The organism is Streptomyces sp. NPDC048142 (genome assembly GCF_043202835.1).
Taxonomy (GTDB): Bacteria; Actinomycetota; Actinomycetes; order Streptomycetales; family Streptomycetaceae; genus Streptomyces.
In genome coordinates this window covers 430,515-444,639 of the sequence record NZ_JBIDBC010000002.1, presented here as the reverse complement: position 1 = coordinate 444,639, position 14,125 = coordinate 430,515, and the positions used below count along the sequence as shown (strand labels likewise).

General features: G+C 69.3%; 10 protein-coding genes, 1 tRNA gene and 1 other RNA gene. 7 read left to right on the top strand and 5 right to left on the bottom strand.

Going from position 1 to position 14,125, the window contains the following annotated elements:
- Window positions 1-132: 132 nt before the first annotated feature.
- The gene (locus ACGF2Y_RS04635) at window positions 133-2,460 is read right to left on the bottom strand and encodes a DNA polymerase III subunit gamma and tau (RefSeq protein WP_392943243.1); all 2,328 of its coding nucleotides are present in this window, start codon (window positions 2,458-2,460) and stop codon (window positions 133-135) included.
- 130 nt (window positions 2,461-2,590) lie between these two features.
- Window positions 2,591-2,685: signal recognition particle sRNA small type (gene ffs, locus ACGF2Y_RS04630), an RNA gene on the bottom strand.
- A gap of 133 nt (window positions 2,686-2,818) precedes the next feature.
- Here ffs and ACGF2Y_RS04625 point away from each other — a divergent pair.
- The 3 genes from ACGF2Y_RS04625 to ACGF2Y_RS04615 all read left to right on the top strand — a co-directional run bounded on the left by ACGF2Y_RS04625 (window position 2,819) and on the right by ACGF2Y_RS04615 (window position 5,634).
- A tRNA-Ser gene (locus ACGF2Y_RS04625) sits at window positions 2,819-2,906 on the top strand.
- A 377-nt stretch (window positions 2,907-3,283) separates the two neighbouring features.
- Complete coding sequence (locus ACGF2Y_RS04620; RefSeq protein WP_392943242.1) at window positions 3,284-4,897, top strand: Eco57I restriction-modification methylase domain-containing protein; 1,614 nt, start codon at window positions 3,284-3,286, stop codon at window positions 4,895-4,897.
- An 11-nt stretch (window positions 4,898-4,908) separates the two neighbouring features.
- Entirely contained in the window at window positions 4,909-5,634 is a 726-nt protein-coding gene (locus tag ACGF2Y_RS04615; RefSeq protein ID WP_392943241.1) for a PaeR7I family type II restriction endonuclease, read from the top strand.
- A gap of 72 nt (window positions 5,635-5,706) precedes the next feature.
- Here ACGF2Y_RS04615 and ACGF2Y_RS04610 read toward each other — a convergent pair whose 3' ends face one another.
- The 3 genes from ACGF2Y_RS04610 to ACGF2Y_RS04600 all read right to left on the bottom strand — a co-directional run bounded on the left by ACGF2Y_RS04610 (window position 5,707) and on the right by ACGF2Y_RS04600 (window position 8,448).
- Window positions 5,707-7,473 carry a tyrosine-type recombinase/integrase gene (locus ACGF2Y_RS04610; protein WP_392943240.1) on the bottom strand — a complete coding sequence of 589 codons (1,767 nt, stop codon included), beginning with the start codon at window positions 7,471-7,473 and terminating at the stop codon, window positions 5,707-5,709.
- Window positions 7,470-7,769, bottom strand: coding sequence for a helix-turn-helix domain-containing protein (locus tag ACGF2Y_RS04605; RefSeq protein ID WP_392943239.1), 300 nt, complete (start codon window positions 7,767-7,769; stop codon window positions 7,470-7,472). Before ACGF2Y_RS04605 ends, ACGF2Y_RS04610 begins: the two co-directional genes overlap by 4 nt.
- A gap of 133 nt (window positions 7,770-7,902) precedes the next feature.
- A complete protein-coding gene (locus ACGF2Y_RS04600; RefSeq protein WP_392943238.1) occupies window positions 7,903-8,448 on the bottom strand; it encodes a helix-turn-helix domain-containing protein in 546 nt (181 codons plus the stop codon).
- Between the two features lie 275 nt (window positions 8,449-8,723).
- Between ACGF2Y_RS04600 and ACGF2Y_RS04595 the strand changes: the two genes are divergently transcribed.
- The 4 genes from ACGF2Y_RS04595 to ACGF2Y_RS04580 all read left to right on the top strand — a co-directional run bounded on the left by ACGF2Y_RS04595 (window position 8,724) and on the right by ACGF2Y_RS04580 (window position 13,969).
- Window positions 8,724-10,253 carry a DnaB-like helicase N-terminal domain-containing protein gene (locus tag ACGF2Y_RS04595; RefSeq protein WP_392943237.1) on the top strand — a complete coding sequence of 510 codons (1,530 nt, stop codon included), beginning with the start codon at window positions 8,724-8,726 and terminating at the stop codon, window positions 10,251-10,253.
- Window positions 10,254-10,503: 250 nt separating this feature from the next.
- Window positions 10,504-11,349: a DUF2637 domain-containing protein gene (locus ACGF2Y_RS04590; RefSeq protein ID WP_392943236.1), complete on the top strand. Its 846-nt coding sequence runs from the start codon at window positions 10,504-10,506 to the stop codon at window positions 11,347-11,349.
- Between the two features lie 320 nt (window positions 11,350-11,669).
- On the top strand, window positions 11,670-12,230 hold the full coding sequence (locus ACGF2Y_RS04585) for a MobC family plasmid mobilization relaxosome protein (RefSeq protein ID WP_392943235.1): 561 nt from the start codon (window positions 11,670-11,672) through the stop codon (window positions 12,228-12,230).
- Entirely contained in the window at window positions 12,227-13,969 is a 1,743-nt protein-coding gene (locus tag ACGF2Y_RS04580) for a relaxase/mobilization nuclease domain-containing protein (RefSeq protein WP_392943234.1), read from the top strand. The genes ACGF2Y_RS04585 and ACGF2Y_RS04580 overlap by 4 nt, the downstream gene beginning before the upstream one ends.
- The last annotated feature ends 156 nt before the right edge of the window (window positions 13,970-14,125 follow it).

Sequence of the window (14,125 nt, the reverse complement as noted above, 5' to 3'; positions counted from 1 at the left end):
GCCCACCGGGTGGTGAGGCGGTGTCCAGCCCACCGGGCGGTGGGGCGGTCTCCAGCCCACCGGGCGGTGGGGCGGTCTCCAGCCCACCGGGCGGTGGGGCGGTCTCCGGCCGCTGACCGCCCGGCCGGCGCCTCACTGCTCGTTGGCGAACTCCTCGACCACCGTGGCGCCCAGCTCGCGGACGATCAGCTCATGACCGGAGAGCGCGGAGTCGACGAGATCCGGATCGTCGGCCTCCGGGGTGTCGTCCTCGGGGGACACGGATCGCGGCGGCTCCGCCCCGTACGAACTGGGGGAGGCCTCGGGGGCGGGCGCGGCCTCCCGGCCCTGCGGCGGGGCGGAGGGCGACGGCGACTGCGGGGCCGGCGGCGCGTGCTGCCCCTGCGGCGGGGACGAGGGCTGCTGCGGGGCGGCGTGCTGGGGCCGGGGCTCGTACGCGACCGGGGCAGCCGGTGCCGCCGGGGCGGGCTGGTACTGCGGGGCGGGGCGTCCGCCGCCTCCGCCGGGCCCCGGGGGCATCCCGCCGCCACCGGAGGGGTCGACGACCGCTTCGATGCGCCACTGGGCGTTGAAGCGTTCGACGAGGGCCTGCTTCAGGACCTCCTCGCTGCCGCTGCTGGCGAAGTTGTCGCGGGCGCCCCCGTTGAGGAAACCGATCTGGAGCGTCGTTCCGTCGAACCCGGCGACCTGGGCGTTCTGGCTGAGCAGGATCCAGGTGAAGCGCCGGCGGTTCTTGACCGCTTCCAGGATGTCGGGCCACATGTTCCGCACCTGGGCTGCGCCCTGGGCCATGCTCTGCCCGCCCTCGGGCGCGGCCGGCACTGCGGGGGCCGCCGGGACCGGGACGGCCGACGGGGCTGCGGGCGGCGGGGCGGCGGGGGCCGGGCCGCTGCCGGGGGCGGACGCGGTGGGCCAGCCGCCGGGGCGACGGGCCTGCTCCCCGCCGGCGGCGGGCCAGGAACCGGGCCGCTGGGCGGGCTCGGGGGCCTGGGCGGGGGCGGGGGCCTGTGGGGCGGGCTCGGCGGCAGGCGGCGCGTAGGCGGCGGGCGGCGCGTAGGCGGCGGGCGGCGCGTAGGCGGCGGGGGCGGCGTGCGGTGCGGCAGCAGGCGTCCCGGGGGCGGGCGTCCCGGGGGCGGGCATCCCGGGGGCGGGGGCCTCGCCCCGTACGGCGGCACGGGCCGCGTCCGGACCGGCGGGGGCCACGGGGGCTGCCTGGGGAGCGTGGGCCTCGGGGCCCGGTACGTAACCCATCGGCGCCGCGGCGGCGGGCGGGACGGCGAACGAGGCGGCAGCGGCAGCCGGGGCCCCTCGCTCCAGCCGGTCGAGCCGGGCCTGCATCGACCGCTCGTCGTCGTAGGCGGCGGGCAGCAGAACCCGGGCGCAGATCAGCTCCACCTGGAGGCGCGGCGAGGTGGCCCCGCGCATCTCCGTGAGCCCGTCGTTGACCAGGTCGGCGGCGCGGCTCAGCTCGGCGGCGCCGAAGACGGAGGCCTGGGCCTGCATCCGCTCGACCACATCTGCGGGCGCGTCGATGAGGCCCTTGTCCCCGGCATCCGGCACGGCGGCGAGGATCACCAGGTCGCGGAGGCGCTCCAGCAGGTCCGCGACGAAGCGGCGGGGGTCGTTGCCGCCCTCGATGACCCGGTCCACGACCTCGAAGGCGGCGGCCCCGTCACCGGCGGCGAAGGCGTCGATGATCGAGTCGAGCAGCGAGCCGTCGGTGTACCCGAGGAGCGAGGTGGCCATGGCGTATGTCACACCGTCGTCGCCCGCACCGGCCAGCAGCTGGTCCATGACGGACATCGAGTCACGCACCGACCCGGCCCCGGCCCGCACGACGAGCGGGAGGACGCCGTCCTCGACGGGGCTGTTCTCCCTGCCGCAGACGTCGGCGAGGTAGCTGCGCAGGGTCCCCGGGGGCACCAGCCGGAACGGGTAGTGGTGCGTACGCGACCGGATCGTCCCGATGACCTTCTCGGGCTCCGTGGTCGCGAAGATGAACTTGAGGTGCTCCGGCGGCTCCTCGACCACCTTCAGCAGGGCGTTGAAGCCCGCCGGGGTGACCATGTGCGCCTCGTCGATGATGTAGATCTTGTAGCGACTGGAGGCGGGCCCGAAGAACGCCTTCTCGCGCAGATCACGGGCGTCGTCCACACCACCGTGCGAGGCGGCGTCGATCTCGATCACATCGATGGAACCCGGCCCGTTGCGCGCGAGGTCCTGGCACGACTGGCACTCCCCGCACGGCGTGGGCGTGGGCCCCTGCTCGCAGTTCAGGCAGCGGGCGAGGATGCGCGCACTGGTCGTCTTTCCACAGCCGCGCGGCCCGCTGAACAGGTACGCGTGATTGACCCGGTTGTTCCGCAGGGCCTGCTGGAGCGGGTCAGTGACATGCTCCTGACCGATGACCTCGGCGAACGACTCGGGGCGGTAGCGGCGGTACAGCGCAAGGGACGACACACCTACGAGGTTATCGGGACCGACCGACAACCGGCCCCACGCCGCCCGAGCCCCCACCCCTCAAGGCCTCCGACCAGCACGCGCCGCCGTCCACCCAACCGGTCCCGTACGCGCAACCGGCCCCGAAACGCAAAGGGCCCCCCACGCACCCGCCAGAGCCGACCTACCCTTGCTGCCTTCCGGCCCTGGGGGAGTTCAGTCAGATAGCGCCACGTGAGGGGCTGACGCCCACCTTAGCGGATCCCCACCCCCTCCGGTCCACCCACCCACCCCCGCCGGACGCCCCGCAGCAGCTCTCCGGACGATCTCCGGGGAACATGTTCGCGAGCACCCTCCAACGTCTTGTATTGTTTGCGGCGGAGGATTCGCCTAGTGGCCTAGGGCGCACGCTTGGAAAGCGTGTTGGGGGCAACCCCTCACGAGTTCGAATCTCGTATCCTCCGCCATTGCTCTCACCGGGCAATACGTCGAAGGGCCCCGCAGCTTGCTGCGGGGCCCTTCGACGTTGGTGGTCTCAGTTTTGGTCTCAGTTGCTCCGAGGTGACGCATCGGCTCGGTTGCTGGTCCGCTCTCTCCGCCGTGCGCCCCCTCAAGGCCGACGAGCCAGAGCGCGCTTTCGTTGATCATGGGTACGGGTGGATGTCGATCCCACAAGTCCCACGAGCCCGATGCTCCGCAGATGGAACAGATCACTCCGTTGAGAGCGAGCACCCCTGTGGATAACTCCCATGGCCGAAATCCTCCCTAGTAGTGTCAAGACGTGGCCACTCCCCTGTTCTTCGACACCACCCTCCACTCCCTCCCCTCGGTTCCCGAGGAGACCGTGGAGCACGGCGAGGTGTTCACGCGGCGCTGGGTCGTCGATCTGATCCTCGACCTCGTGGGCTACACCTCGGACAAGCCCCTCTGCGATCTGAAGCTCGTGGAGCCCGCCTGCGGTTCAGGAGCGTTTCTGGGAGCCGTGGCTTCGCGGATCAGTGCATCCTGCCGGGAGCAGAGCCGCCCCATCGGTGACGCACGCGGGGCTGTGCGTGCGCTCGACCTGCTGGAGCGCAATGTCCGCAGGAGCCGGGATGTAGTCGAGAAGCACTTGGTCGGCGATGGCTGGGACCCAGCAGAAGCCCAGCAGGTGGCGGAGTCCTGGGTCGAGCAGGGGGACTACCTACTTCAGCCCGAGGCGACCCAGCACGCGGACTACGTGATCGGCAACCCGCCCTACATCCGCCTGGAGGACGTCCCCGCCGACCGGATGGCGGTCTACCGCCACGCATGCCCGACCATGGGCGGCCGTGCCGACATCTACGTCGGCTTCTTCGAAGTCGCGCTCCGCAGCCTCGGGCCAGGAGGACAGCTGGGCTTCATCTGCGCGGACCGCTGGATGCGCAATCAGTACGGCCGGCGGCTCCGCCAACTGGTGACCAAGAACTTCAGCATGGACCTGGCTCTGGTCATGCACGACGTGGATGCCTTCGACGACCAGGTTTCCGCGTACCCCGCCATCACTCTGATCAGCAAGCGGCCTCAGGGCGCCGCTGTGGCAGCGGACACCACGCGGGCGTTCGGAGCCCCCCAGGCAACGGAGTTCACGCGCTGGTACGGAAGCGATCAAGCTGAAGCGATTGCGACCAACGCCTTTCAGGCCGCTCGCATGCCGCACTGGTTCCCGGACGAGGACTCGTGGCCGAGCGCCTCCCCAGCCCGGCTGGCCGTCCTCGAAGAGCTGACGGAGCGCTTCCAACTGCTTGAGAACGACGGCACTGGTACCCGAGTCGGCATCGGCATCGCCACTGGCGCCGACAAGATCTTCCTCACCAATGACGGCAAGTTGATCGAGGACGACCGACTGCTACCGATGGCTATGGTCCGCGACACCACAAGCGGGACCCTGGACTGGAACGGCACCTACCTGGTCAATCCCTGGTCGGCCAGCGGCGACCTGGTCGACCTGACTGCGTATCCCCGGCTGGCCCGGTATCTCGACAAAAACGGCGCAGCGCTGCGCAAGCGCTACGTGGCGGTGAAGCAGCCCCACCGCTGGTACAAGACCATCGACAAGGTCGATCACGCGCTGACCCGGCGGCCCAAGCTGCTGTTCCCAGACATGAAGCTGACGATCCATCCGGTACTCGACGAGGGCGGACTGTACCCTCACCACAACCTGTACTTCATCGTCTCGGACGTCTGGGACATGCGCGTGCTGGGTGGCCTGCTCCTCTCCAAGGTCGCGGAAGCATTCGTGGAGGCGTACGCGGTCAAGATGCGAGGGGGGACCCTCCGCTTCCAGGCTCAGTACCTCCGCAAGATCCGGGTTCCTGACCCGGCAGCGATCAACGAGCGTGACCGGGACGCCCTGGCGGCAGCCTTCGACAAGCGAGACGTGAGGGCCGCCACGGAGGCCGCCCTGCGCGTCTACGGACTTGCCGAACTGCCTGACTAGGAGGACGGATCTTGACGGTCACCCGCCAGGATTTCGAGGACGCGATAGCGACCTACTGGGGTGCCAAGAAGCTCCAGCGCGAACAGTCCGCGATCAAGGCTGCGGTCGGTGCCGGCACAGCCGGATCGGTGCGGGGCGGTAAGCACTTCGATGCGATCGCGATCCTCTTGGCGAAGTTCTTCCTCGATGCCGGCTATCCGCCCGACAGCATCCGGGTCACCAAGAAGCAAGGTCTCGAACTCCCCGGTTACTACCGCCCCCAGAAGCAGTGGGACCTAGTGGTCGCCCACGAGGGCGTCCTTGTCGCGGCCTTCGAACTCAAGGCGCTGGGTGCACCCTCCTTCGGCAACAACTACAACAACAGGGTCGAGGAGGCGCTCGGCAGCGCGGTGGATCTGCGACGTGCTGCCCTGGCGGACCTGTATCCGAAAGAGAGGCCCTGGCTCGGCTATTTCTTCATCATGGAGGACCACAAGAAGTCCCGGAACCCGGTCAGGATCGCGAAGGGCGCTCTGCCTAGCGACTCGCACTGGCACGGAACTTCCTACCAGGACCGCTGCGGGATCTTCTGTGAGCGCCTCGTGGCGGAGCAGTTGTACGACGCCGCGTGCTACGTCACGTCGTCGGCAGCGGAGCCCAAGCCCATCGAGCTGGTGGAGAGCCTTGACTGGCGGCACTTCTCAGCAGCCATAACTGCCCGCCTCACGTATCTGAAGGAGCTCGGGCTTCCCGGCTAGGAATGACGAACGGGGCCTCGACCAACTTGGTCGAGGCCCCGTATTCGGTTCCCTTCGAAGGGGCGGGGACCCCTACCTCTGCCCGTCGCCGTACGTGCCGGGGTTCCGCGCGCGGTCCGCAGCCTGTGCGCACGCCTTCATGTAGGCCGACGAGACGGCGTCCTTGTCCGTGCCACGCACGTGGGCCTCGATCTCCTGGCCTGGCCGACGCGAAGTGTGCCAACGCACCGGCAGGTCCGTGTACAGGTCGGGCTCGAATTCCCATGCCCACGTTGACCATTCGGCAGGATTTCCGACGTTGAGCCGTTCACCTCCCGCCAGGAACACGGCATGGGCGTGGTGCACCATCCGGCGGTCGGGGATCTCGTGGCGGATGAACTGAATGCCGTCACCCGCCTCGTCCTCCCACTGTTCCCGCTCCAGCTCCTCAACCTGAGCCGCTTGACCGGGCCGGTCCTCGCCCCACTGGGTAACCACACGCTGGGCGTGCTCTCGGGAGGCAAAGGCCAGGCGTCGCCCACCGAGGTCGGAAAGGTAGACCGCTGAGTCAACCAAGGCAGCACCGGGGCTCAGGACGGTCCCGGAGTCGGCCTCCACCGACACGTCCGCAGGCGCGGCCCAGAGCAGGGCACCGATCTTGGCGGCCGTCTGCTGCAGGACGGGGCCGGTCATGTGCTGGTAGCGGCGACGCATCCGAGCGGACTTGCCGGGCTCCCAGCCCATGATGGCGTCGACGACAGCGTCGGAGACGCCGAGGATGAGCAGGACGGTCGCCGCGGTGTGGCGGGCGTCATGGAGACGGCCGTCACGGACCCCCGCAGCCTTCAGCAGGTCCTTCCAGCGGTGGAAGTCGGTGTTCGGGTTCAAGGGTTCACCGACCGGCGAGGTGAAGACGTACCCCTTGTCCGTCCAGAGGTCCCGAGCTAGAGCACGCTCCCGGCCCTGCTCCTCCTTGTGCCGGCGGAGCAGGGCCATCAGCTCGTCCGGGGCACCGATGGGTCGCTGCCCAGCCCGTGACTTCACGTTCTTGGTCTCGCGCCGGACGTTGATCTTCTGCGGGCAGAAGCCGGGCTTGCGCCCGCAGCGGTCGCCACATCCGTGTTGGTACCGGGGCCGCAAACGACCTCGCCGAACACGGATCACGCCAAGCTCGAAGTCCACGTCAGTCCACTGCATGCCGAGGACCTCGCCCTGGCGAAGGCCGAGCGCCAAGGCGATGACCCAGCGGGCTGCGTTGCGGTGCTTCCCCGCTTCTGCCAGGAGGCGCTGGACCTCCTCGACCGAGTACGGCTCGACTTCGTCCTCTTCGAGGCGTGGGGCCTTCGCAATCGTGGCCGGGTTGCGGGTGAGGTGGCCACGGCGCACGGCCTCGTTAAGAGCGGTGCGAATGGTGCGGTGGGTCTGGTGCGCGGTGCCGGCAGCGCTGCCAGCCTCCTGCATCTTCTTGTAGAAGCGCTCCAGGTGTTCCGGCTCCAGCTTCTCCAGGCGGTGGGCACCGAGGCCGGGGATGAGGTGGTGGTTCACCGCGACGCGATAGCCGTCGATGGTGTTCTCGGAAACGTTCGGCGCCGCTATGTTCTCGACCCAGTGGGTCAGCCATGTCTCCAGCGTCCAGTTCTGGCCGGCCTTACGGACTGCGCCCTTGTCGCGCTGCCGCTCCAGCTCCCGTACGACTTTGGTGACCTCGGCACGCGTCTTGCGGCTGACGTGGCGGCGATCGGGCTTTCCGTCGTCCTTGACGCCGACGGTGACGCGTCCGTGCCAGCGCCCGTCCTTGCCGAGATAGATGCTGGAAGCGCCGTTGGGCTGGCGGCTTTTCGCCGTCGCGCCCCGCGTCATGCTGCGGTCCCAAAGTCGCTGGCCGTGAGCCGTCGGGCCAGAAACTCGTTCACCGCCTCCGCTGGGATGCGGCGCAGGCTGCCGATCTTGACCGAGGCGATCTCGCCGGAGGTGACGTACTCGTAAAGCTTCGTGCGGCCGATACCGATCCGTCGCGCGGCCTCGGCAACGGTGAGGGCTACGAGCGTCGTGTCCCCTCCGGCTGGACGACGTTCGGATATCAGGCTCCGCAGGGCGTCTTCGGGAACATTCAGCAGGTCGGCTATCTGGGCAAGCGGCAGTTCGGTTCGGGGCAAGGGAGGGTCCTCTCCTGGCGGGCCATGGGACGGCGAATCCCGATAGGGCCCGGCAAGTCGTTCAGGGATGGGCGTGAAGAGAAGGAGCGGGAGACGGCAAGACCCGCGCTGTTCGTAGCAGCGAGGGGCCGAGTCAGCTCTGTTCGGTCGGCGCGTCCATGCGCTCACCGAGGAAGCTGCGGAGCTGTGTCGGGGCGCCGCGGTGGTGATGGAACTCGCCGTTGGAGGCGACGGCCAGCTCGTGGGTCAGCAGAGCCTTGACCATGTCTTCCTGGTTGGGGTTGGCGTCCGTGTACGCCGCGAGTTCGTCCTGGATCCGGCGCATGTCCTTGCCCAGGGCCCGCCATTCCTTCCATCTCGCGACGTACTCGCCGACGAGACGACGGACCAGCGGATTGGCGAGCTGCCCCGGCGGGCTGGTCAGCTCGTCGAAGGTCAGGTCGAAGACCTTGCAGAAGCCGAGCGCCTCATCGAGGTTGACCCGCCGCCGTGGCTTGCCGCTCTCGATGCGCCAGATGGCGGACTGGTTGACCGGGTGGCCGGCGTCGGCCATTCGCTCGGCGAGCGTGACCGTGCTCCATCCACGGGCCTCGCGTTCGAGCTTGATGCGCTCCGCGACGTGATCTTCGGCCAGCGGGCGGTCAGGCCCCGCGCGGGAGGCGCCTTCGTCACTGCTCACTTCTGCACCTCCTTGCCGGGGCCCGACGGACAGCCGGGGTGATGGTGAAAACTAAACACCATTCCGGAGCGGAATGCAACCGTTGCGCTTCCAAAAACGTCAGGTACTGTGGTTGTCCGCCCTCGAACGTGCGTGAACGCAAAAAGCCCCCGACGCTACGAACGTCGGGGGCCAAGCACGAACTCTCGTAACCGCCCATCCCTGAACGATTGACCCGCGTGGCCTGGGATTCGCCGTCCCGTACGGCCCGCAAGTTGAGGAGCTCAATGTCCAGTATGGACGAACCCCGGCCGAACGCGCCACACCTCGCGGACGCCGGCCGCCAGCCCATGGCGGGTGACCTCACCGTGGTTCCGCCGCACGACGTCGATGCCGAGGCTGCCGTGCTGGGCGCTTGCATGCACGACGCGGCGGTGATCGACGAAGTACGCCAACTGCTCGACGCGGCCGACTTCTACCGCCCCGCGCACGAGACGGTCTGGCGGGCCATCCTCGCTCTGTACGGCGAGGACAAGCCGACCGACCCCATCGCCTTGTCGCACCAACTACGCGCGCAAGACGACCTGGAGCGGGTCGGAGGAGTGGTGCACGTCCACCAGCTCGCCGACGTCGTGCCCTCGGTCAGCAGCGCCGCCTACTATGCGGGTATCGTGCGCCGGATGGCCGATCTGCGCCGCTTGCGTACCTCCGGCATGCGGACCGCCCAGCGCACGATGGAACCGGGTGCGGACCCGGACGCCATCCGCAGCGAGGTCGAAGCAGAGGTCCGGATCGAGCGCGAGCGTGCACTCGCCTCCGGCCAAGGTCGGCTCTCCCGCTTCATCACCGACGGATGGCGCTTCGTCACCGAGACAGGCGCCGACGCCGAGCCGCTATGGGGCACGCGGGAGCAGACGGCCTGGTCCTCGGGCGAGAGCCTGATGATCGTCGGAGCGCCTGGTGTCGGGAAGACCACCCTGGCCCACCAGGTGATCCTTGCCCGCTTGGGCCTGGCGGACAGCGTCCTGGACATGCCGGTCGCACCGAGTCGGCGAGTGCTGTATCTGGCACTGGACCGGTACAAGCAGATCGCCCGGGCCATGGCCCGCAGCGTCGTTCCCGAGCACGAACACCGCTTGCGCGACGGTCTCGCTGTCTGGCAGGGCCCTCTGCCCGCCACCCTGGACAAGGAGCCCGATCTCCTGGCGGACCTCGCTGCCGCTCACCAGGCCGACACGATCGTGATCGACAGCCTCAAGGACGCGGTGAGCACGCTGGTCGACGACGCCCTTGGCGTCGCCTACAACAACGCCCGCCAGCGAGCCATGCGCAACGGCGTCGAGATCATGGAACTCCACCACCAGCGCAAGGCCACCGAGGGGGCCCCACGCGCCCAGAAGCCCACCCTGGACCGCGTCTACGGATCCACCTGGATCACCTCCGGCGCGGGCAGCGTCCTCTTCGTCTCCGGGGAGGCCGGCGACCTCGCCGTCACCCTGCACCACCTCAAAACCCCCACCGGCGAGATCGGCCCCCTCCAGGTCATCCACGACCACGAACGAGGCACCTCGACGCTCGACCCTGCCCTCGACCCGGTTTCCATCCTGCGACAACGACCCGACGGCCTGACCGTGCGCGAACTCGCCATGATCCAAAGCGGCCATAACAACCCCGAGCGCTCAGCCACCGAGAAAGCCAGGCGCACCCTGGACCGCCTCGTCAGGGCAGGGCTCGCGGACAAGGCCGAAGGAGCCGCAGGGGGCACTGGAGGCGGCCAGCAGACCCGCTACCACGCCTCGGTCCGCCATATCGGCGCCGTCTCCTGACCTCACCGCCGGACACCGGGACCGTACACGAGGGCGTACACGCCCCCCTCCCCCGCCCACCGGCCCACGCCATCCCCGCAGGCGTACACGCCAGGCACAAAACCCCAGGTCAGACGATCACGCGATCGTTCACGCCGTACACGCACCCCAGCGTTCACGCGTGAGCCCCTCTCTAGAAGGGGGCTCACGTGTACGCCCCCTCCGTGAACGCCGTGATCGCCTCCGCAGAACCACCTCGGAGAAACCCCGCATGACCACACCCGCCGCACCCCACGACACCTCCCAGCAGTCTCACGAGACGCCCCGCACCAAGCGCGCACGGGAAACGAGGCGAGAAGCAACGCCTCAGCATGCCGCCGAGCGATATGCCCTCGTCGCGGCCGGAACAGTCATCGTCGCCCTCACGGCCGGCGGCTTCTGGCTCTCCTACGCACACCTCGCCCAAGTAGCCGGGCAGCATGGGCTGGGAAGTTCCCCGGTCCGGCAATGGGCCTGGCCCGCGACCCTGGACGCGTTCATCGTCGCGGGCGAACTGCTGATGCTCCGCGCCGGCCTACGCCGGGTGACCGACTGGTGGGCGGTCGCTCTGACCGCCATCGGATCGGCCGGTTCCATTGCGCTCAACGTGGCCGGGGTGAGCGGCACGGGCAACGAGAGTGTCGCACCCCTGCTCGACTACGTGGTCGCGGCGGTTCCCCCGACCGCAGCCCTGCTGGCTTTCGGAGTGCTGATGCGGCAGATCCACCAACTGGTCGACCGGGCTTCCGACCGGCCCGCCACCGGTTCCGTCGAGAAGCCGGAACCGCCTGCCCTGCCGCCCGCACACCCCGGACAACCGCCAGCCACCGCGTCCGTCCACCGGACCACGCTGCCCGGGATCTCAAAGAGCCTTCCGCGAGGCGGCCGTCCGGTCAGCGCAACGGTCGAAGAACTGGTCGAGATCGGGCGGATCGCCGCAGCCGAGAAGCACAAGCTCACACGGGGCATCGTCCAACAGGCCATACGGGACAAGGGCCACACGGTCGGCGGCCAGAGGCTGACCGAAGTCATGGAAATCCTCCGGTCGGAACCCGGCGCCGGTCGGAACGTCGGCTGATCGCCCGCCAACCGGTGGCCGGAACTCCTCCGGCCACCGGTCAGGGCGGTGCCCGCCTCTCCGCTTGATCACTTATTCCCACCTACGGCCGTAGCCGTGACCCTCGCACGCCATCTTCCCGCCCGCACTTCTCCGGAGCACTATCCGTGACCCATAACCCGCACCATCCCGGCGCCGGCATCGGATCGCCGCTGACACTGACGAAATCACCTACGCTGACAGAACGTCTACGGCGGGCGTTCGGACGGACGGCTCCTGGCGGAGCCAGTAGTACCCCGAGTCCGACTCATGGCCGGTCTTCGGGGGTCTCCGCCCCGGGGGTGGCGGAGAAGGCCCAGCGCCAGGGGGCGCCGGACCAGGTCCCCGTGGCCGAGGAAGACCCCGACTCGGACAACCTTCACGCCGCCCAGCAAGCGATCCTCCGCCCGACGCCTACTGACGTTCCCCTCGTCGGCGAACCCTCTGTGCAGAGCGTCCAGCCCACGATCCGCCGGTTCACCGGCGACAAGCGCACCAAGCGCGTCGGGCCCTTGCGCTTCACCGACGACGAGCGCACCAGCTTGCAGGAGGCCGCAGCCGAGCACGGCTACAAGGGCGAATCCGGCTTCGCCGCCGACATCGTCCTCGCCTTCATCGACGGCCGCTTCAGCGCGAACCTCCCCCTGTCCGAGGACCGCCGCCGCACCCACATGTTCCGTGCCCAGGTCCTGCGCGCCCTCAACCGCATCGGAGTCAACGTCAATCAGATCGCCCGCGCCCTCAACAGCGACCTCACCCCGCCCGACATTCGCCAGCGCCTTGACGAACTCCGCCGCCTGCTCACCTTGATCGCCGAGGCCCTGCGTCAGCCCACCGACTCGAGGGAGGAATGGTCCGCGTGATCGCCGCCATCAAACCGGCCGGGTCCAACACCCGCGGTCTGCTCGCCTACCTCTACGGTCCCGGCCGGCACGACGAACACCTCGACCCGCACCTCGTCGCTGCCTTCGCCATGCTCGGCATGCCCGACCCTGGCCGCGACGAACACGCCACCCTGACCGGACTCGGCCACCACCTCGACGAGCCCGCGCGCCTGCGGAATAGCGAGTTTGGCAAGCCTGTCACCGACCATGTCTGGCACTGCCCCGTCCGCGCAGCACCCGAAGACCGCTACCTCTCCGACACCGAGTGGGGCGAGATCGCCCAGCGCATCGTCCAGGCAGCAGGCATCGCCCCTGACGGCGACGACCTGGCCTGCCGCTGGATCGCCGTCCGCCACGCCGACGACCACATCCACATCCTCGCCACCACCGTCCGCGAGGACGGCCGCCGACCCAAACTCCACGACAGCGGCATCCGCATCGGCGACGAATGCCGTCAGATCGAGAAAGACTACGGGCTACGCCGCCTGAGGAAGGGCGACCGCACCGCCACCCGGCGGCCCACCCAAGCCGAGATGCACAAAGCCGAGCGCCTCGGCTGGGAGCAGACCAGCCGCGAGTGGCTCCAGGACCGCATCCACGCCGCCATCCCGCAGGCCACCAGCGCCGAACAACTCCTCGCCTACCTCGAAGCCGGAGACATCCTGGTCAAGCCCCGCCGCGGCCCCTCAGGAGACCTCCTCGGCTACGCCGTAGGCCGCCCCGGCGACCTGAACAAGGACGGCGAGCAGATCTACCACCCCGGCGGGAAGATCGCCCCCGACCTGTCCCTGCCCAAGCTGAAGGCTCGCCTGGAGACCAGCGTCCCCGAGGAACACCCCACCGCCCGGCGCAACCGCCCCGCCACTGCCTGGCATCAGGCCACCGAAGCCCTCGACACCCTCCACACAGAGATCACCGGCACCGACACTGGTGACCAAGACGGATACGGAGACGCGCGAGCCCAGGCTCACATCGCAGCCCTTGGCGAATTGATGGAAGCCACCGCGCAGAAGGCCCCAGCAGATCTGCGCGGCGAACTTCAGGCCGCGTCCAAGGCGTTCGCCCGAGCCCAGCGCTCCCAGATCCGAGCCGAAGACCGCTCTGCCCACGCCCTGCGTTCTGCGGCTCGCGACATCGTCAGCACCGCCACCGGCCCCGAAGGCAGCGCCCTCGCAGCTCTCGTCGCAGCTCTCGTCTGGGCGACCATCGTCGCCGGACGCTGGCACGAGGCGATGCAGCACGCCCACCAGGCCGACGCCGCCCGCCAGGCTGTCCAGCACCTCCAGGCCGCCGCCGACCACGCCCTTGTCCCCACACTCGCAGAACTGGAACGCCGCCAGCCGAAACAAGAGGCCCGTCGCACTCTGACCGACGACGTCCGCACAGCCGTCCCCGACCATGCCGAGCGGATCCTCACCGACGCCAGCTGGCCCGCCCTCGCCACGGTCCTCGCCGAGGCCGAGGCCGTCGGCCACCAACCCCACCAGCTTCTCAAGGAGGCCGCCGCACAGCGCGAGCTGACCAGCGCCCGCCATCCGGCCCGTGTCCTGATCACCCGTATCCAGCACACCGGCCGCAACCCCGTTCCCAACCGCCGTGCCGAAGCCGCCCGACGGCGCTCGACCACAGGAGCATGGCCTGCGGGAAGCGCGACTCCTGCGCTGCAGCAGGCCGGCCCTGCCGCCGCCCCAGGACGGACCAACCGCCCGCGGCGGTAGTTGGCCGAGCAGGCTCCGGGCTGATCACGGAGTCCAATCAGTCGCGTACGACCATTTCGCTCTCGTCGACCGTCAGCTCTGCTCAGGGCGGCATCAAGGCCGATCGGGAGCGAACTCTGCCTGAACTTTCCGCTGCCCAACGCTACGGTTTCGGCC